The sequence below is a fragment of the Aureimonas sp. Leaf324 genome (assembly GCF_001423245.1).
GTDB lineage: Bacteria > Pseudomonadota > Alphaproteobacteria > Rhizobiales > Rhizobiaceae > Aureimonas.
This window is the reverse complement of record NZ_LMOH01000004.1, coordinates 43,896-61,897: the sequence shown is the minus strand read 5'-3', so window position 1 is coordinate 61,897 and position 18,002 is coordinate 43,896. Positions and strand designations below refer to the sequence as shown.

The window sequence follows — 18,002 nt, the reverse complement described above, 5'->3', positions numbered from 1 at the left end:
CCCGCAATTGTCGGCCCTCTGTGGGAATCAGGGGACCGGCGGCGCGGCCGGCTGGCAAGCGATTTCGCCCCGTTTGAAAACTCCGCCGTCATCCACAGTTCACGAGCGCCGGGAGGCTGTGGGCGTGCGCTTGTGAATTTCGGGGACGCGCCCGCTGACCCCCGAGCCGCGATCGCGGCCAACCGCCTGATGCCGCAGCCACTTCGCCCCATCGCGCCGCCTGCCGCATCGGACCCCGGTTTGCGGCCCATCGTTTCGCCCCTGTGAATTCCCATGATCCACCGACTCATAGAATCAGAATCTCAGATTCATGGATTTCTTTTCTAAGAGGGGCGGACGGGAAAACCCTCCGGGCTATCTGACGAGCGGTCGGCGCTCAGCCCTCCGGCCGTCTCGAAAGAGACTGGACGCGGGGTCTCGCGCCGGGCATCCCTCGCCTCGCCCGTGCCGCTTCCCGAAAGGTGTCCCATGCCAGAGCGCAAGCTCCTGCGCGTTCTCGCCGGCGAGACCGTGTTCCCGCCCCCCATCTGGCTGATGCGCCAGGCCGGGCGCTACCTCCCCGAATACCGCGAGACGCGGGCGCGGGCCGGCGGCTTCCTCGACCTCTGCTACAATCCGGATCTTGCGACCGAGGTGACGCTGCAGCCGATCCGCCGCTTCGGCTTCGACGCGGCGATCCTCTTTTCCGACATTCTCGTGATCCCCGATGCCCTGCGGCGCAACGTTCGTTTCGTGCAAGGCGAGGGTCCGCAGATGGATCCGATCGCGCCGCACGAGATCGCCGGCCTCGACCCCACCAACGCCGAGACCCACCTCGCGCCCGTGATCGCAACCGTCACGCGCCTGCGCGCCGAACTCCCCGAGGAGACCACCCTCATCGGCTTCTGCGGCGCGCCCTGGACGGTGGCGACCTACATGATCGCCGGCCACGGCACACCCGACCAGGGTCCGGCGCGGCGCTTCGCCTACCAGCACCCGGAGGCCATGGACGAACTTCTGGAGCTCCTCGCCGAGATGAGCGCCGAGTACCTGATCCGCCAGCTGCAGGCGGGGGCCGACTGCGTCCAGATCTTCGATTCCTGGGCGGGCGTCCTCGACGAACTGTCCTTCCATCGCTTCTCGATCGGCCCCACCCGGCGCATCGTCGAGCGCGTGCGCGCCGCCGTGCCCCAGGCCCGCATCATCGGCTTCCCCAAGGGCGCCGGACCGCTCCTGCCCGCCTATCGCGAGGGCACGGGCGTCGATGCCGTCGGCCTCGACTGGTCCGTCCCCTTCTCCTTCGCCGCCGATCTCCAGCGGCAGGGCCCGGTCCAGGGCAACCTCGACCCGCTCCGCCTCATCGCCGGCGGCCGCGCGCTGGACGAGGGCATCGACGCCATCCTCCGGAGCCTCGGCCACGGCCCGCTGATCTTCAACCTCGGCCACGGCATCACGCCTGACGCGCCGATCGCCCATGTCGAGCACCTCGTCGAGCGGGTGCGGCGGGGGGGATAGCGGGGCTGCCGCCCCGACCCCGCCAGGGGAAATCATTTCCCCTGGCGGGGTCGGGGGCGGCGCCCCCGTCTTCACCCCACCGCTTCCGTTCGGTGCGGTTCTCGACTAGGCAGGCGGGGAGCCCTGCCGGAGGATGCCATGACCGTTTTGCCCAAGCCCGTCGCGAAGGACCGTTCGCTGCTCTATGCGCTGGCCGGCGGCGTGGTGCTGGCAATCGTCCTGTTCGGGCTGGTGCCGCTCGAGGCGCAAGCGTGGGTGAAGAGCCTTCACATCCTCGCGGTGATCTCGTGGATGGCGGGGATGCTCTATCTGCCGCGCCTCTTCGTCTACCACACGGAGGCGGGGGCGGGGTCGCGCGAGGCCGAGACGTTCAAGGTGATGGAGCGGCGCCTGATGCGCGGCATCATCAACCCGGCGATGGTCGTGACCTGGGTGGCGGGCCTGTGGCTCGCGATCGAGGTGTTCCAGTTCCGGGGCGGCTGGCTGCATGCCAAGCTCCTCTTCGTGGTGCTCTTGTCGGGCGTCCACGGCTACCTGTCGGCTTCGCGCAAGCGGCTGGAGCGCGACGAGATCACCAAGTCGAGCCGGCATTGGCGGATCATGAACGAGGTGCCGGCGCTCCTCATGGTGGTGATCGTGATCCTCGTGGTGGTGAAGCCCTTCTGATCGCGGCTTGCCTTTCGCCCCGCCGGTGCGATCTAACGCGGACCTGAAATCCCCCGGAGCCGAGGTTCCCCTTGTCCGTAGCCCCAGCCTCCGACCGCCCCGTCTGCCTCGTCGTCATGGGCCCGTCCGGCACCGGCAAGACGACCACGGCGAAGGGGCTGGCGACGGGGCTCGGCTGGCGCTTCGCCGAGGCCGACGAGTTTCACCCGAAGGCCAATATCGACAAGATGTCGGCCGGCATCCCGCTGAACGACGAAGACCGGGCGCCCTGGCTGGTCGCGATCCGCGACTGGGTGTCGGGCGAGGCGGCGGCCGGGCGTTCCACCGTGATCACCTGCTCGGCGCTGAAGCGGCGCTATCGCGATGTGTTGCGCGGGGCGGCGGCGCGGGTGCGCTTCGTGGAGTTGAAGGGCGACGAGGCGCTGATCCGCGAGCGCATGGAGAAGCGCAAGGGACACTACATGCCGCCCTCGCTGCTCGCCTCGCAATATGCCGACTTCGAGCCGTTGCAGCCGGACGAGGACGGCGTGCGCGTGTCGGTCGAGGCGTCGCCGGAGGCCGTGGTGGACGACGCGCTGCACCAGCTTTCCCTCGGACCCGTGGCGCCGATCGGCGGCTGAGCGAAGCCCGCTTGCGCTGGCCCGCCTGCGGCCTTATAGACTGAACGCGTAACCCGCCTCCGGCGCGACGCAGCCATGCCTGCGATCCCGCCCGTTCAGCCGAACATGTCCATCCTCGTTCCGGCCTGACCCATCCCCCGATCGTTGACGCCCCCGTGCCGCGCGACCCTTCGAAGGTCCGGATGGGGTTGGAGCCCTTTTGACATGTCCGAGATCAAACTCCAGGACCTCAAGAACAAGAACGCCGCCGAACTGGTCGCCTTTGCCGAGGAGAACGAGGTCGAGAACGCCTCCGTCCTGCGCAAGCAGGAGCTCCTTTTCGCCATCCTGAAGCGCCTCGCCGCGCAGGACGTCGAGATCATCGGCGAGGGCGTCGTCGAGGTGCTGCAGGACGGCTTCGGCTTCCTGCGCTCGCCGGAGGCCAACTACCTGCCCGGCCCGGACGACATCTACATTAGCCCTTCCCAGCTGCGCCGCTTCTCGCTGAAGACCGGCGACACGGTCGAGGGCACGATCCGAAGCCCCAAGGACGGCGAGCGCTACTTCGCCCTCATGAAGGTCAACACGATCAACTTCGACGACCCGGAGAAGATCAAGCACAAGAGCCACTTCGACAACCTGACGCCGCTCTACCCGAACGAGCGCTTCAAGATGGAGTTCGCCGACTCCACCAAGAAGGACCTCTCGGCCCGCGTCATCGATCTCGTCGCCCCGCTCGGCAAGGGCCAGCGCGCGCTGATCGTCGCCCCGCCGCGCACCGGCAAGACGGTGCTTCTGCAGAACATCGCGCATTCGATCACCGCCAACCACCCGGAATGCTACCTCATCGTGCTGCTCATCGACGAGCGCCCCGAGGAAGTGACCGACATGCAGCGCTCGGTGAAGGGCGAGGTCGTCTCCTCCACCTTCGACGAGCCGGCGACGCGCCACGTGCAGGTCGCCGAGATGGTGATCGAGAAGGCCAAGCGCCTCGTCGAGCACGGACGTGACGTCGTGATCCTTCTGGATTCGATCACCCGCCTCGGCCGCGCCTACAACACGGTCGTCCCATCCTCCGGCAAGGTCCTGACCGGCGGTGTCGACGCCAACGCCCTCCAGCGGCCCAAGCGCTTCTTCGGCGCGGCGCGCAACATTGAGGAAGGCGGCTCGCTCACCATCATCGCGACGGCCCTCATCGACACCGGCTCGCGCATGGACGAGGTGATCTTCGAGGAGTTCAAGGGCACCGGCAATTCCGAGCTCGTGCTCGACCGCAAGGTCGCCGACAAGCGCATCTTCCCGGCGATGGACATCCTCAAGTCCGGCACGCGCAAGGAGGACCTCCTCGTGCCGCGCCAGGACCTGCAGAAGATCTTCGTCCTGCGCCGCATCCTCGCGCCCATGGGCACGACCGACGCGATCGAGTTCCTCAACGACAAGCTGAAGCAGACGAAGTCGAACACCGACTTCTTCGACTCGATGAACACGTAAGGCCGCAGGCCGAGCGCGCATCGAAGGGCCGCCGTGGCGACACGGCGGCCTTTTTCGTGGGATCGCGCGCCGCGATGCGCTAGAGCCGGAGGCGACGCCACCAGCCCGAGGCCGCGCCGCCATGTCCGATCGTCCGACCCGACCCGATGCCGTGCGGCGCGTGGAGATCGCGGCGCTCGCGAAAAGCCTGCCCATCCGCGTCGTGGAAACGGAAACCATCGCGCGCACCGCGGAAGAAGCGGCGCGCGCCGTCTCGGTCGCGGTCGGCCAGATCGTGAAAAGCCTCGTGTTCCGCGGCAAGGAGACGGGCGAGCCCTATCTCCTCCTCGTGTCCGGCGCCAACCGCGTGGACGAGAAGGCGGTCGCGACCGTGGTCGGCGAGGCGCTCGGCCGGGCGGACGCCGACTTCGTGCGGGACGTGACCGGCTTTGCGATCGGCGGCGTCGCGCCGCTCGGCGCCCCGCGCCCCTTGCGCACCTTCATGGACCGCGACCTCCTGGCTTTCCCCTTCGTCTGGGCGGCGGCGGGCACGCCGTTCCACGTCTTCGAGACCGTGCCGGACGCGCTTCGCATCGCGTGCGACGCCGACGTGATCGCCGTCCGGTGAGCTTTGAGGACACGATCGCCGCCCTGTCCTCCGGCGCGCTGCCGGCGGGCATCGCGGTTCTGCGGGTCAGCGGCTCGCAGGCGCGTCTGGCGATGGAGCGGATCGCCGGCGGCGTGCCGGAGCCGCGCCGCGCGTCCCTCCGGACCTTTCGCGACGGCACGGGCGCGCCGATCGATCGCGGGCTGCTCCTGTTCTTTCCGGCGCCGGGTTCGGTCTCGGGCGAGGATCTCGCCGAGTTTCACGTCCATGGCGGACGGGCGGTCGCCGGCGCGATGCTGGCCGCGCTCTGCGCCCTGCCCGGCATCCGCCTTGCCGAGGCCGGCGAGTTCACCCGCCGCGCTTTCGAGAACGGCCGGATCGATCTGACGGAAGCGGAAGGGCTTGCCGATCTCCTTGCCGCCGAGACCGAGGGCCAGCGCGCGCAGGCGCTCGCCCAGGCCGAGGGCGGCATGCGCCAGCTCGCAGACGGATGGATGCGGCGGCTCCTCAGGGCGCGGGCACTGATCGAAGCGGCGTTCGACTTCTCCGACGAGGGCGACGTTGCGGACGACGTGTCGGCGGGCGTCTCGGCCGAGGTGCGGCGCCTCGCCGCCGAGATGCGCGAGAGCCTCTCTGGCGCACGGCGTGGCGAGATCTGGCGCGACGGCTTCCACGTCGTGATCGCGGGAGCGCCGAATGCCGGTAAGTCCAGCCTCCTCAACGCGCTGGCCGAGCGGGACGTCGCGATCGTCTCGGCGATCCCCGGCACGACGCGCGACGTCATCGAAGTGCGGCTCGACCTCACTGGCATCCCCGTGCGCCTGTCGGACACCGCGGGACTGCGCGAGACCGGCGACGTCGTCGAGGCGATCGGCGTCGAGCGCGCGCGCCGGGCGCTCGACGCGGCCGATCTCGTGCTCCATCTCGTCGCGCCGGAGGGGGAAACGGCAACGCTGGAGACCCACGCGCCGGTATTTCACGTTCGCACCAAGTCCGATCTCGCTCCGCAAGGTTTGCCGGCAAACTTCGACCTCGCGGTTTCCGCGCGTGATGGCCACGGGATCGGCAAGCTTCTCGATCGGATCACCGCCGCCGCGCGTGACAAGGCCGGCGATCCCAGCCAGATCGTGCCGACGCGCCTGCGCCACCGCGAAATCATCGCCGGCACGTTGGAATGGCTGGAGGCCTACGATCCCGAGCACCAGCCGCCCGAGGTCGCCGCCGAAACGCTGCGCCTTGCCGCCGACCGCTTGGGAAGCCTCACCGGCCGCACCGGGGTCGAGGACCTTCTCGGCGTGATCTTCGGCGAGTTCTGCATCGGGAAGTGAGGCCGGAGGTGCGGGTGGAGAACGGGCAGGCCGAGCGACTTGCGGCTCGGCTTGCAGGTGCGGCCTGATCGGCCTCGATTGACAGTCTCGGTCCGCTGCGGCTTAACCCGTCCCATGACACAGAAACCAATGGATGTTTCCGCCGACGTCGTGGTGATCGGCGGCGGCCATGCGGGCGTCGAGGCGGCCTGCGCCTCCGCGCGTACGGGCGCGGCGACGATCCTTCTGACGCATGCCTTTGAGACTGTGGGCGCGATGAGCTGCAATCCGGCGATCGGCGGGATCGGCAAGGGCCATCTCGTGCGCGAGATCGATGCGCTCGGCGGTGTGATGGGCCGGGCGGCCGATCGCGGCGGCATCCAGTTTCGCCTTCTCAACCGGCGCAAGGGACCCGCCGTCCGGGGCCCGCGCACGCAGGCCGACCGCAAGCTCTACAAGGCGGCCGTCCAGGCCGCGGTGCGCGCGCAGGACGGGCTGTCCGTCGTCGAGGGCGACGCCTTCCATCTTGAGTTCGATGCAGCCGGGCGCGTTGCGGCCGTGGTCCTCGACGATGGCCGCCGGATCGCCTGCGGCGCGGCGGTGCTGACCACCGGCACGTTTCTCAACGGGCTCATCCATATCGGCACGGAGAAGATCCCGGCGGGGCGCGTCGGTGAGAAGCCGTCGCTCGGCCTCTCCGCCACGCTGCGCCGCCTGGGGCTCCGCCTCGGCCGCCTGAAGACGGGCACGCCCGCGCGGCTCGACGGCACGACGATCGACTGGGCCTCGCTCGACCGGCAGGGTCCCGACGCCGAGCCCTACCCGTTCTCCTACCTGACGACCGAGATCGCGAACCCGCAGATCGACTGCGGCATCACCCGCACGACACCGGAGACGCACCGCATCATCCGCGACAACCTCCATCGCTCGGCGCTCTATTCCGGCGAGATCGAAGGGGTCGGCCCGCGCTACTGCCCGTCGATCGAGGACAAGATCGTCAAGTTCGGCGACCGCGACGGCCATCAGGTGTTCCTCGAGCCGGAAGGCCTCGACGATGCGACCGTCTATCCCAACGGCCTGTCGACCTCGCTGCCAGCAGATGTGCAGGAGGCGTTCCTGCGCTCGCTGCCGGGCCTCGAAAAGGTCGAGGTGTTGAAACCCGGCTATGCCATCGAATACGACCATGTCGACCCGCGCGAGCTGACGCGGGCGCTGGAGGTTCGAGCCGTGCCCGGCCTGTTCCTGGCGGGGCAGATCAACGGCACCACCGGCTACGAGGAGGCGGCGGCGCAAGGGTTGCTCGCCGGCCTCAACGCGGCGCGGCGTGCCGGCGGGGCCGAGCCCGTCGTGATCGATCGTGCCGATGCCTATCTCGGCGTGATGGTGGACGACCTGACGCGCACCGGCGTCACCGAGCCCTATCGCATGTTCACGAGCCGCGCCGAGTTCCGCCTGAGCCTGCGCGCCGACAATGCCGACCGCCGCCTGACCCCGCTCGGCATGGAATGGGGACTGGCCGACAGCGAACGCCGTGCGGCGTTCGAGGCCAGCGAGGCGGCGCTTGGCGCCGCGCGCGCCACGCTGGAAGCCCTGACCCTGACGAGCAGCGAGGCGGCCCGCAAGGGTCTGCCGGTGAATCAGGACGGGCGCACCCGTTCGGCCTGGGTGCTCCTCTCGCACGCCGATATCGGCTTCGACGACCTGACCGAAGTCTGGCCGGAACTCGAGGCGATCCAGGGATCGGTTCGGGAACGGATCGAGATCGAGGCGGGCTACGATGTCTATCTCGATCGCCAGCGCCGCGACCAGATGCAGCTGAAGCGCGACGAGGCGAAGGTCTTTCCGGCGGGGTTCGACTTCGCCGGGATCAAGGGCCTGTCCAACGAGCTTCGTCAGAAGCTGGTCGAGCGCCGACCGGCGAGCCTTGCCGAGGCCGAGCGCATCGACGGCATGACCCCGACGGCGCTTGCGCTCCTTCTTGTCGCTCTTCGAAAGCAAGACCTTGCCCGCGCCGCGTGACCGCCGGGGCCCACCGCCCCGCAAGCCGACCGACGTACAGCGCCCCGCGCCCAAGCCGAAGATGGGCAAGGCCGCGACGGAGGCGAAGCTCGCCGAGGAGCGCGCGCTCGTCCTGTCGCGGCACGCTGTTTCACGTGAAACAGGGGAACGGCTCGACGCCTATGTCGCCCTGCTGCGGACCTGGCAGAAGAGCATCAACCTCGTCTCGCCGGCGACGATCCCGGAAATCTGGACCCGGCATGTCGAGGACGGGCTGGTGCTCGGCGAACGCGCCAGGGGCATCTCGCGCTGGGCGGATCTCGGTTCGGGCGCCGGACTGCCGGGGCTGATCCTCGCGATCCTCATGGCCGAGCGCGAGGGCGGCGAGGTGCATCTCGTCGAGAGCAACGCCAAGAAGGCGGCGTTCCTGCGCACGGTGGCGCGCGAGCTTGCGCTTCCCGCGACGGTCCACGCCGAACGGATCGAGGACTGCGGTTCGGTCCTGTCCGCCGTCGAGGCGATCAGCGCGCGTGCGCTCGCCTCGCTCGACGATCTCTTCGCGCTCGTCGCGCCTCATACGCGGCCGGACACCGTCTACTGGTTCCTCAAGGGACGCACTCACGAGAGCGAGATCGCGCAAGCCGCTGCCCATTGGCGTTTCGACATGGTAAAGCATGCCTCGCCGGTCGAAGACGGCTCGGTGCTCCTGGAGATCCGTCGCCTCGAGCGCCTGGCGGCCCGCTAGGGATCGCGACCCGCAACCGAAGGCATGGATCCGGCCTGGCCAGACCCGGGTGGAGTTGACACGATGGACACGCTTTCCGTCCCGCGCATGCGGGTCATCACGGTTGCGAACCAGAAGGGCGGCGTCGGCAAGACGACGACCGCCATCAACCTCGCGACGGCGCTGGCCGCCATCGGCAAGCGCACGCTGCTGATCGACCTCGATCCGCAGGGCAACGCCTCGACGGGCCTCGGCATCGATCGCGAGGACCGCGCGGTGTCGTCCTACGACGTGCTGGTCGAAAGCGCGTCGGTCACCGATGCGGCGATGGAGACGGCCGTCCCGAACCTCTGGGTCATCCCCTCGACGCTCGATCTTCTGGGCGTCGAGATGGAGATCTCGACCGCGGCCAGCCGCGCCTATCGCCTGCGCGACGCGCTGCATTTCCATGTCGAGGAGACCGCGCGCTTCGATTTCGTGCTGGTCGACTGCCCGCCGTCGCTGAACCTTCTCACCGTCAACGCCATGGCCGCGGCCGATGCGATCCTGGTGCCGCTCCAGTGCGAGTTTTTCGCGCTGGAAGGTCTCAGCCAGCTTCTGGAAACGGTGGAGCAGGTGCGCGACACCTTGAACCCTGCGCTGTCCCTGCACGGGATCGTGCTGACGATGTTCGACGGGCGCAACAATCTCGCAAGCCAGGTGGTGCGCGACGTTCGTTCCTACATGGGCGACCACGTCTACGAGACGATCATCCCGCGCAACGTGCGCGTTTCGGAAGCGCCGAGCTTCGGCAAGCCGGCGATCCTCTACGACATGAAGTGTTCGGGCAGTCAGGCCTATATCCGGCTGGCGTCCGAGGTCATCCAGCGCGAGCGCGATCTCGCCGCCGCCTGACCCGTCCGGTTCGCCGACCCATCGATTTCGGGCAAGACGCCCCCGCATCTGAACCAGGAGACCCCGCATGACCGAGGACAAGGGACGCCAAAGGCTGGGACGCGGGCTCGCGTCGCTGATCGGCGGTTCGGCCTCCTCGACCCTGCCCTCGCGGGCGGGTAGTGCGTTTCCGGGCCCCGCGATGGCGCGCGAAGCCCAGGTCGGCGAGCGGCGCGTCGCGCCCTCAGAGCTCCGGCCGAACCCGAAGAACCCGCGCCGCCACTTCGACGAGACCGAACTCGAGGAACTGACGGCATCGGTCCGCCAGCACGGCGTGGTGCAGCCGATCCTGGTGCGGCGGGTCGAGGGCGCCGGCGGCTTCGAGATCGTGGCCGGCGAGCGTCGCTGGCGCGCTGCCAAGGCTGCGGCGCTGAAGGACGTCCCGGTCGTCCTGCGCGAGATTTCCGACCGCCAGTCGCTCGAGATCGCGATCATCGAGAACGTCCAACGCGCCGACCTCGACCCGATCGAAGAGGCGCTCGGCTACGAGATGCTGATCGCCGAACACGGCTACACGCAGGCCGATCTTGCCGACGTCGTGGGCAAAAGCCGCAGCCACGTCGCCAACACGCTGCGCCTCCTGAAACTGCCCGACAGCGTCAAGGACATGGTGCAGCGGGGCGAACTCACGGCAGGGGCCGCGCGCACCGCGGTGGCGCAGGATGACCCGGAAGCCTTTGCCCGGCGCATCGTCGACGAGGGATTGAGCGTGCGCGAGGCCGAAAGTCTGGCGCGCGGGCCGGATGCGCCCCCTGCCCCGAAGCCCGCCCCGCGCCGCCGCACGCCGGTGGCCCCCGCTGCGCCGCAGGCCTCGGATGCGCGGGCACTCGCCGACCTTCTGTCCGAGACGCTCGGCTTGCCGGTGTCGATCGAAATGGCGGGCCAAGGCGGCACGCTGCAGCTTGCCTTCCGCGACCTCGACCAGCTCGACGCGGTCTGTCGCCTGCTTCAGGCGGGCGAACGGAAGGACGGCGACGGCGGCCCGCGTATCCGCAGTCTGTAAGCCGGCTTACTCGGCCGGAAGCGGGCAGGCCATGTCGCCCTCTTCGCAGTCGAGATAGTCCTGAAGATCGGCGCTGCGGCGCGCGGTCTTCTCGCTCTTGCACTGGGCCTCGACCATCGGCTGCGCGCTGCCGCCATCCACCGCGGAGGAGCGGAAGGCGCATTCGCTGTCGCGGTAAGCGATCCAGGCCCGCTGCGCGTCACGCAGGGCCGTCAGCCTCTCGTCCTCGCCCTTCAGCCGCTCGCGCACCTTGGCGTAGAGCGCGTTCAGCGTCTCGTCGGCCGTGTCGAGATCGGCCTGCGCGCACAGCGTCATGTCCGTCTGGGTCTGCGGGTCGGTGCAGTCGATCTCCTCGGCTATGGCGGGAAGCGCGAGGGCGAGGAGCGTGGCGGCGGTCAGGGCGAGTCGCATCGTTGTCCCGTATCGAATGAGGCGGACGTGACGATGCCGCGACGGCGCCGCGCGGGCAAGTCGTTGCGATTGCTATCCGCGACCGTTCTGAGCAACGCGGTTCCCCGGCAGGACCGACCTGACGGAGGGTGGGCGCCGGTCGAGCCGGCGCCCCGTCGCGTCAGCCGTGGTCGATCACCCGGTCGGCGGGGCCGAAGCGGTCGCGCGCCGTGTTGTACTGGTGCCAGTAGGGATAGAGCACGGGCGGGCGGCTCACCGCATCGAGGCGCTGGCGCTCGTCGTCGGTGAGCTTTAGCGAGGCGGCGGCGATGTTGTCGCGGAACTGGTCCTCGCGGCGACCACCGATCACCAGCGAGGCGACGGCCGGGCGGCCGAGCAGCCATGCCAGCGCGACCTGCGCGGCCGAGACCCCCCTGCCCTCCCCGATCTCGACGAGGACGTCGACGATACGCCACAGGCGATCCTCGTCGCGGATCGGCGGCTCGGTCCAGCCGGCGGTGAGGCGCGAGCCTTCCGCCGAGGCGCCGCGGCGATGCTTGCCCGACAGGAGGCCGCCGGCGAGCGGGCTCCAGACGAGGACGCCGAGGCCCTGGTCGACCGAGAGCGGCAGAAGCTCGTACTCGGCCTCGCGCGCTTCCAGCGTGTAGTGAATCTGCTGGGTGATGTAGCGCGGATGATGGTGGAGGTCGGAGATGCCGAGCCCCTTCATCACCTGCCAGGCCGAATAGTTGGAGCAGCCGATGTAGCGGATCTTGCCTTGGCTGACGAGCGTGTCGAGCGCGGCGATCGTCTCTTCGAGCGGCGTCGTGCCGTCCCATTCGTGGCAGTAGTAGATGTCGATGACGTCGGTCTTCAGGCGCTTCAGCGAGCGCTCGCACTCGCGGATCACGTGATGGCGCGACAGGCCCTCGTCGTTCGGTCCCTCGCCGATGCGCATGCGGACCTTGGAGGCGAGAAGCACGTCGTTCGGGCGCTTAGCCCCGAGGACATCGCCGATGATCTCCTCCGACAGGCCGTTGGAATACATGTTGGCGGTGTCGATGAGATTGATGCCGGCGTCGAGGCACAGATGGATCAGCCCCCTCGCCTCGTCGGTGCCGGTCGAGCCGACGCTGCCGAAGACGCCGGCGCCGCCGAACGTCATGGTGCCCATGGTGAGCGCCGAGACCTTCAGTCCCGATCGCCCGAGCGTGCGGTATTCCATTGTCATCCTCCCCCAAAGTCCCGAGCCGATCCTCCCGGCCCGTTCGTCCGCCTGTTAAAGCATATTCGCGGCGCGTGAGATCGTCGGATTTGCGGTCCGATGAAATCTTTTGCGCGTAAACGTGCTTGAATGGGCCGATAAGCGACCGACAGCCTCTCAGCGGCGCGCGCGGGCGCGTCGCCGCGCGGCCTCGACGCCGATCTCGATCAGGCTGCGACGCATCACGGTCACGGCGAGCGCCGCTTCCCGCCGCGACAGGAGGATGTCGTGCTCGAGACGGCTGAGGACCGCGGCGATCCCCGCCCCGTCCCAGGCGCCGAGCGCGGCCTCCATCGCGGGGCGACGGCGAAAATGCGGGCGGCGGCGCTCGACCACCGCCGAGATCGGGGTGCCCTTCGTCTCCACCTCGCCGCGCATCACCTGCAGCCCCTGGAAGAAGCGCAGGAGCGCGCCGTGCAGCTGGAAGGTCGAGGTGCCCGACGAGACGAGGCGGCCGATGAGTTCGGGCAGCCGTCGGACCTCGCCGCTGGCCGCCGCATCCACCGCTTCGTCGACGGTCTCCGCCGACACGTCGCCGACAATCGCCTCAATGTCCTCCTCCGCGATCTGGCCCTTGCCGAGCGCGTAGAGGCAGAGCTTGCGCACCTCGCCGCGCGAGGCCAGCCGGTCGGCGCCGAGCCGGGCGCGCAGCATCTCGCGCGTCGCGCGGTCCATCGACAGGCCGGCTGCCGCCAGCTCCTCGTCGATCATCCGGTCGAGCGCCTTGTCCTCGTCCTGGTAGCAGGGCAACGCCATGGCGGCGCGCCCACGCTCCACCTGCGTGCGCAGGGGCGCACTTTTCTTGAGGTCCCCCGCCTCGATCAGGATGGTGCAGTCGGCCGGCGGATCGGCGGCAAGGTCCGCCACCGCGTCGGCGAGGTTCCGGCCGTTGCCCGCGCCCTTGACGCGCAGGAGGCGGCGGCCGCCGAAGAGCGAGACCGTGCGCGCCTCGTCGAACAGGCGGCCGATGTCGCGCTCGAGATCCTCGGCCTGCAGGACGACATGCGAGAACGGGTCGCTCGCGGGCACGCCGGAGTGCTTCACCACCGTCTCGGCCCGCTCCGACACGAGGCCGGGATCGGGGCCGTAGAGGAGGAGAACGGGAAACGACGTGTCGGGCCGCGACAGGAAGGCGTCGACCTCGTGCGCCTTCTTTTGTGCCAAGCCCCCGCCCCGTCAGTTCTTGGCCGTGATCGCCGGCTCGTCGGTGAAGACCTCGCGCTGGAGCACCGGCGCGATGGCGCCGAGAATCCGCTCGGCCACCGCCTCGCCCGCCTGGTCGCGCGCGTCGATCACCGCGCGGCTGGCGGCGAAGAGCTGGTTGGTGCGATCGTACGGCACCATGGCGAAGCGCTGTCCGGTGGTGAGCACCTTGACGTCGGCAGTGCGCACGAGCTCGTAGTTCACCGTCATGCGGTAGAGCGCGGCGCTCGGCGTGCCCGTGCCGGCCTCGACGGCCGAGACCTGGTCGGTGGCCGCCGCGGTGTAGCGCAGCTCGTAGAGCGGCGCGGAGACCGGCGTTGCCCCGTTCAGCTTGTAGAGCATGGCGTTGCGGAAGACCTGCGCCGTGCGCGTCGAGGCCGGCGCCAGCGCGATGCGGCCGCGAAGGTCGGTCAGCACCGAGGAGCGCGCGCCGGTCGCCGGATCGACCGCCGTCGTGCCGTAGAGCGGACCGGAGGTGCAGCCCGACAGGGCCAGGGCGGCGACGACCAGTGCGAGGCGTTTAGGCGACGACATTGACGATCCTTCCGGGAACCACGACGAGACGCTTCGGGGCGGCGCCGCCCAGCGCCTCGGCGACGAAGGGCAGGGCGAGGACGGCGGCTTCCACCTCGTCCTTGCCCGCCTTGGCGGACACGGTGATGTCGCCGCGCTTCTTGCCGTTGATCTGGACGGGCAGAGTGATCTCGTCCTGCACGAGGAGCGAAGGATCGGCCTTCGGCCAGGGCGCGGCGGCGCACAGACCCCCTTGGCCGAGCGCCCGCCAGCATTCCTCGGCCAGATGCGGCATCATCGGCGCGACGAGGCGCACGAGGATCGACAGGCTCTCGCGGGCCGCTTCGCGCAGGCTCGCGTCCTCGCGCAGGGCGGCCTCCTGCAGGGCGGACGAGAGCGCGTTGACGAGTTCGTAGAGGCGCGCGACGGCCTTGTTGAAGGCGAGGCGCTCGATGTCGTCGCCGACGCCCGCGGCCGTGCGATGGGCGGCGCGGCGCACGGCGGTCGCCGCCGCGCTCGTCTCGCCGAGGCCCGTGCCGAGCCCGTTCAGCACCTCGGCGGTCTCGGCGACGAGACGCCAGACGCGCTGCACGAAGCGGTGCGCACCCTCGGCGCCGGCCTCGGTCCAGATGACGTCGCGTTCGGGGGGCGAGTCTGACAGCATGAACCAGCGCGCGGTGTCGGCACCGAGCGAGCCGATGATGTCGTCGGGGTCGACGACGTTCTTCTTCGACTTCGACATCTTCTCGATGCCGCCGATCTCGATCGGCGCGCCGGTGGAAAGGCGCCGCGCGGTGCGCGTGCCGTCCACCTCCTCGATCGCGACGTCGGCGGGCGGCACCCACTCGCGCCCGTCACGGTAGGTCTCGTGGACCACCATGCCTTGCGTGAAGAGGCCCCGGAACGGCTCGTCGAGGTTGAGATGGCCGGTCGCGCGCATCGCCCGCGTGAAGAAGCGGGAGTAGAGGAGATGCAGGATCGCGTGCTCGATGCCGCCGATATACTGATCCACCGGCAGCCAGCGGTCGGCAACGGCCGGCACGGTCGGCTCGTCGGCGCGAGGGCTGGTGAAGCGCGCGAAGTACCAGGAACTATCGACGAACGTGTCCATCGTGTCGGTCTCGCGCAGCGCTGGCCCGCCGCACTGGGGGCAGGTGGCGTGGCGCCAGGTCGGATGGCGGTCGAGCGGGTTGCCGGGCTTGTCGAAGTCGATGTCGTCGGGCAGGCGGACGGGGAGGTTCTCGCGGCGCTCCGGCACCGTGCCGCAGCTCTCGCAGTGGAGCACCGGGATCGGGCAGCCCCAATAGCGCTGGCGCGAGACGCCCCAGTCGCGCAGGCGGAAATTGACGCGGCGCTCCGCCACCGGCCGGTTGCCGAGCGTCTCGGCGGTCAGTTTCGCCGACACCGCCTCGAAGCCCTCGTCCGGCGTCATGCCGTCGAGGAAGCGGGAGTTGAAGAGGCGACCGTCGCCGTCATGCGCGGTGTCGCCCACGGAGAAGTCGGCGGCGTCCGTGCCCTCGGGCAGGACGACGGGGGTGACCGGCAGGCCGTACTTGCGGGCGAAGTCGAGGTCGCGCTGGTCGTGCGCCGGGCAGCCGAAGATGGCGCCGGTGCCGTAGTCCATCAGCACGAAGTTGGCGACATAGACCGGCACGGTCCAGTTCGGGTCGAGCGGATGCACGGCGCGCAGGCCCGTGTCCATGCCGCGCTTTTCCGCCGTCTCGATCTCGGCCGCCGACGTGCCGCCGCGCTTCAGCTCGTCGACGAAGGCTGCAAGCTCCGGGTTCGTTTCGGCGGCGGAACGGGCGAGCGGATGGTCGGCCGCGATCGCCAGGAAACTCGCGCCGAAGAGGGTGTCCGGCCGCGTCGTGAAGACCTCGACCTCCCCGAGCCCGCCCACAGGCTCCGCCAGCGCCCAGCGCAACGACAGCCCTTCCGACTTGCCGATCCAGTTGCGCTGCATCAGGCGCACCTTTTCCGGCCAGCCGGGCAGGTCGTCCAGCGCCTTGAGGAGGTCGTCGGCATAGTGCGTGATGCGGAAGAACCACTGCGTCAGTTCGCGCTGCTCGACTTCGGCGCCCGAGCGCCAGCCGCGCCCGTCGATCACCTGCTCGTTGGCGAGCACGGTGTTGTCGACCGGGTCCCAGTTGACCTTGGACTTGCGGCGATAGGCGAGGCCCTTGTCCAGCATGTCGAGGAAGAGCATCTGCTGGCGGTGGTAGTACTCGACGTCGCAGGTCGCGAACTCTCTGCTCCAGTCGAGCGACAGGCCCATCGACTTCAGCTGGCCGCGCATGGTCGCGATGTTCTGGTAGGTCCAGTCGCGCGGATGCACCTTGTTCTGCATGGCCGCATTCTCGGCCGGCATGCCGAAGGCGTCCCAGCCCATCGGATGGAGGACGTTGTAGCCCATGGCGCGCTTGTAGCGCGCCACGACATCGCCCATCGCGTAGTTGCGCACGTGGCCCATGTGGATGCGCCCGGACGGGTAGGGGAACATCTCGAGGACGTAGTAGGCCTCGCCGTCGCCGTCCGTGTCCGTCTCGAACAGCTTGGCCTCGTTCCAGGCGTCCTGCCAGCGGGGTTCGGAGGCGCGGGGATTGTAACGTTCGATGGCCATCGCGGACGGAATTCTCACGGCAAGGATGCGGGCGGGCGGGGGCGCGCGAAGCGCCGGGAGCCACAGTCAATATTGACTTATGCCCGCCTTCACAAGCTTGGGGCCGCCCTGCATAAACGGGCTTCGGCGGCAGAAGCAGACGCGTGAAGCCAGCCCACGCCGCCGCGGAGGATGAGCCACCGCGGCCGAGGCATCGGCTTTGCCGTCCGAAGGAGTGAAGCGATGTGGATGATTCCGCTAAGCGTCACGCTTGAGGTGAAAAGGACCCGGAGAGGCTGGCAAGCTATCCTCCGGGTCCAACTCTTCATCTAAGGCGACGGGTGTCGGAGTTCGCGCTCCGGCACCCACTCCTCAAAATAGCCGGAAACCCCCGTGCCTTCAAGGAATGCCATGAGCGACACCGCCGCCTTCCGCATCCAAGATATCAAGGCCCGCATCCGCGCGGCCGAGGACGAGGCGGGTCGTGCGCCGGGCTCGGTCGAGCTCGTCGCCGTGTCGAAGACCTTCGACGCCGACGCGATCCGGCCGGTCCTCCAGACCGGCCAGCGCGTCTTCGGCGAGAACCGGGTGCAGGAGGCGGCCGGCAAATGGCCGGCGCTGCGCCAGGAGTTCGCCGGCGTCGAGCTGCACCTCATCGGGCCCCTCCAGTCCAACAAGACCGCCGAGGCCGTGGCCCTCTTCGACGTGATCGAGACGGTGGACCGCGAGAAGATCGCCCGCGAGATCGCCAAGGAGAGCGCGCGCCAGGGCCGCACCCCTCGGCTCTACGTCCAGGTCGACATCGGCGAGGAGGAACAGAAGGCGGGCGTCGCGCCGCGCGAGGCGGTCGATTTCGTGCGCCGGTGCCGCGAGGAATTCGGCCTCGCGATCGAGGGCCTGATGTGCATTCCCCCGGTCGACGAGCATCCCGGTCCCTACTTCGCACTCCTTCAGAAGCTCGCCGGCGAGGCGGGGGTGGAGAAGCTGTCCATGGGCATGTCCGGCGATTTCGAGCGGGCGATCCCGTTCGGGGCGACGAGCGTGCGCGTCGGCTCGGCGATCTTCGGCACGCGCGGCTAGGGGCGCAGGGCGGGGGAGGCGGCTCATCGCTGCCGTCCCCGAGGCACAGGGCTGGACGATCCCGCGGGGGGCCGTGCGACCCGCCTCGAGCGCCTGTCGGTTCCCGAAGGTACCGCCCGCCTTATATCCCGGCGTCCAGCCTCCGGGACGAT

16 protein-coding genes are annotated in these 18,002 nt (G+C 69.4%); 11 read left to right on the top strand and 5 right to left on the bottom strand.

The window, feature by feature from the left end:
* Positions 1-468: 468 nt before the first annotated feature.
* The 10 genes from hemE to ASF65_RS04770 all read left to right on the top strand — a co-directional run bounded on the left by hemE (position 469) and on the right by ASF65_RS04770 (position 10,801).
* A complete protein-coding gene (gene hemE, locus ASF65_RS04815) occupies positions 469-1,494 on the top strand; it encodes a uroporphyrinogen decarboxylase (protein ID WP_055885972.1) in 1,026 nt (341 codons plus the stop codon).
* Positions 1,495-1,632: 138 nt separating this feature from the next.
* Positions 1,633-2,160, top strand: a complete 528-nt coding sequence (gene hemJ / locus ASF65_RS04810) for a protoporphyrinogen oxidase HemJ (RefSeq protein ID WP_082505181.1) — start codon at positions 1,633-1,635, stop codon at positions 2,158-2,160.
* A gap of 71 nt (positions 2,161-2,231) precedes the next feature.
* Entirely contained in the window at positions 2,232-2,780 is a 549-nt protein-coding gene (locus ASF65_RS04805; protein ID WP_348271163.1) for a gluconokinase, read from the top strand.
* A 204-nt stretch (positions 2,781-2,984) separates the two neighbouring features.
* Complete coding sequence (rho, locus tag ASF65_RS04800) at positions 2,985-4,250, top strand: transcription termination factor Rho (protein WP_055885966.1); 1,266 nt, start codon at positions 2,985-2,987, stop codon at positions 4,248-4,250.
* A gap of 121 nt (positions 4,251-4,371) precedes the next feature.
* Positions 4,372-4,857, top strand: coding sequence for a YbaK/EbsC family protein (locus ASF65_RS04795; RefSeq protein ID WP_055885964.1), 486 nt, complete (start codon positions 4,372-4,374; stop codon positions 4,855-4,857).
* Positions 4,854-6,164 (top strand): tRNA uridine-5-carboxymethylaminomethyl(34) synthesis GTPase MnmE, encoded by a 1,311-nt coding sequence (gene mnmE / locus ASF65_RS04790; protein WP_055885960.1) that lies wholly within the window; start codon positions 4,854-4,856, stop codon positions 6,162-6,164. The genes ASF65_RS04795 and mnmE overlap by 4 nt, the downstream gene beginning before the upstream one ends.
* 129 nt (positions 6,165-6,293) lie before the next feature.
* Positions 6,294-8,162 carry a tRNA uridine-5-carboxymethylaminomethyl(34) synthesis enzyme MnmG gene (gene mnmG / locus ASF65_RS04785; protein WP_055885957.1) on the top strand — a complete coding sequence of 623 codons (1,869 nt, stop codon included), beginning with the start codon at positions 6,294-6,296 and terminating at the stop codon, positions 8,160-8,162.
* Positions 8,146-8,886, top strand: a complete 741-nt coding sequence (gene rsmG, locus ASF65_RS04780) for a 16S rRNA (guanine(527)-N(7))-methyltransferase RsmG (RefSeq protein ID WP_055885954.1) — start codon at positions 8,146-8,148, stop codon at positions 8,884-8,886. Before mnmG ends, rsmG begins: the two co-directional genes overlap by 17 nt.
* Positions 8,887-8,949: 63 nt before the next feature.
* Complete coding sequence (locus ASF65_RS04775; protein ID WP_055885951.1) at positions 8,950-9,759, top strand: ParA family protein; 810 nt, start codon at positions 8,950-8,952, stop codon at positions 9,757-9,759.
* Between the two features lie 67 nt (positions 9,760-9,826).
* Entirely contained in the window at positions 9,827-10,801 is a 975-nt protein-coding gene (locus tag ASF65_RS04770) for a ParB/RepB/Spo0J family partition protein (protein WP_055885947.1), read from the top strand.
* 6 nt (positions 10,802-10,807) lie between these two features.
* Here ASF65_RS04770 and ASF65_RS04765 read toward each other — a convergent pair whose 3' ends face one another.
* The 5 genes from ASF65_RS04765 to leuS form a co-directional block, all read right to left on the bottom strand.
* A complete protein-coding gene (locus tag ASF65_RS04765) occupies positions 10,808-11,212 on the bottom strand; it encodes a lysozyme inhibitor LprI family protein (protein ID WP_055885945.1) in 405 nt (134 codons plus the stop codon).
* Positions 11,213-11,372: 160 nt separating this feature from the next.
* The gene (locus tag ASF65_RS04760) at positions 11,373-12,416 is read right to left on the bottom strand and encodes an aldo/keto reductase (RefSeq protein WP_055885941.1); all 1,044 of its coding nucleotides are present in this window, start codon (positions 12,414-12,416) and stop codon (positions 11,373-11,375) included.
* Between the two features lie 156 nt (positions 12,417-12,572).
* Positions 12,573-13,619 (bottom strand): DNA polymerase III subunit delta, encoded by a 1,047-nt coding sequence (gene holA / locus ASF65_RS04755; RefSeq protein WP_055885938.1) that lies wholly within the window; start codon positions 13,617-13,619, stop codon positions 12,573-12,575.
* Positions 13,620-13,631: 12 nt separating this feature from the next.
* Positions 13,632-14,192: a hypothetical protein gene (locus ASF65_RS04750; protein WP_055885935.1), complete on the bottom strand. Its 561-nt coding sequence runs from the start codon at positions 14,190-14,192 to the stop codon at positions 13,632-13,634.
* The gene (leuS, locus tag ASF65_RS04745) at positions 14,179-16,791 is read right to left on the bottom strand and encodes a leucine--tRNA ligase (RefSeq protein ID WP_055885932.1); all 2,613 of its coding nucleotides are present in this window, start codon (positions 16,789-16,791) and stop codon (positions 14,179-14,181) included. The genes ASF65_RS04750 and leuS overlap by 14 nt, the downstream gene beginning before the upstream one ends.
* 390 nt (positions 16,792-17,181) lie before the next feature.
* On the opposite strand from leuS, the gene ASF65_RS04740 reads away from it, so the two are divergent.
* Positions 17,182-17,850 (top strand): YggS family pyridoxal phosphate-dependent enzyme, encoded by a 669-nt coding sequence (locus ASF65_RS04740; RefSeq protein ID WP_055885928.1) that lies wholly within the window; start codon positions 17,182-17,184, stop codon positions 17,848-17,850.
* Positions 17,851-18,002 lie beyond the last annotated feature (152 nt).

Coding starts and splice junctions, on each gene's coding strand:
- hemE (WP_055885972.1), top strand. CDS start 469: ATGCCAGAGCGCAAGCTCCTGCGCGTTCTCGCCGGCGAGACCGTGTTC.
- hemJ (WP_082505181.1), top strand. CDS start 1,633: ATGACCGTTTTGCCCAAGCCCGTCGCGAAGGACCGTTCGCTGCTCTAT.
- rho (WP_055885966.1), top strand. CDS start 2,985: ATGTCCGAGATCAAACTCCAGGACCTCAAGAACAAGAACGCCGCCGAA.
- ASF65_RS04795 (WP_055885964.1), top strand. CDS start 4,372: ATGTCCGATCGTCCGACCCGACCCGATGCCGTGCGGCGCGTGGAGATC.
- mnmG (WP_055885957.1), top strand. CDS start 6,294: ATGGATGTTTCCGCCGACGTCGTGGTGATCGGCGGCGGCCATGCGGGC.
- ASF65_RS04775 (WP_055885951.1), top strand. CDS start 8,950: ATGGACACGCTTTCCGTCCCGCGCATGCGGGTCATCACGGTTGCGAAC.
- ASF65_RS04770 (WP_055885947.1), top strand. CDS start 9,827: ATGACCGAGGACAAGGGACGCCAAAGGCTGGGACGCGGGCTCGCGTCG.
- ASF65_RS04765 (WP_055885945.1), bottom strand. CDS start 11,212: ATGCGACTCGCCCTGACCGCCGCCACGCTCCTCGCCCTCGCGCTTCCC.
- ASF65_RS04760 (WP_055885941.1), bottom strand. CDS start 12,416: ATGGAATACCGCACGCTCGGGCGATCGGGACTGAAGGTCTCGGCGCTC.
- ASF65_RS04750 (WP_055885935.1), bottom strand. CDS start 14,192: ATGTCGTCGCCTAAACGCCTCGCACTGGTCGTCGCCGCCCTGGCCCTG.
- leuS (WP_055885932.1), bottom strand. CDS start 16,791: ATGGCCATCGAACGTTACAATCCCCGCGCCTCCGAACCCCGCTGGCAG.
- ASF65_RS04740 (WP_055885928.1), top strand. CDS start 17,182: ATGAGCGACACCGCCGCCTTCCGCATCCAAGATATCAAGGCCCGCATC.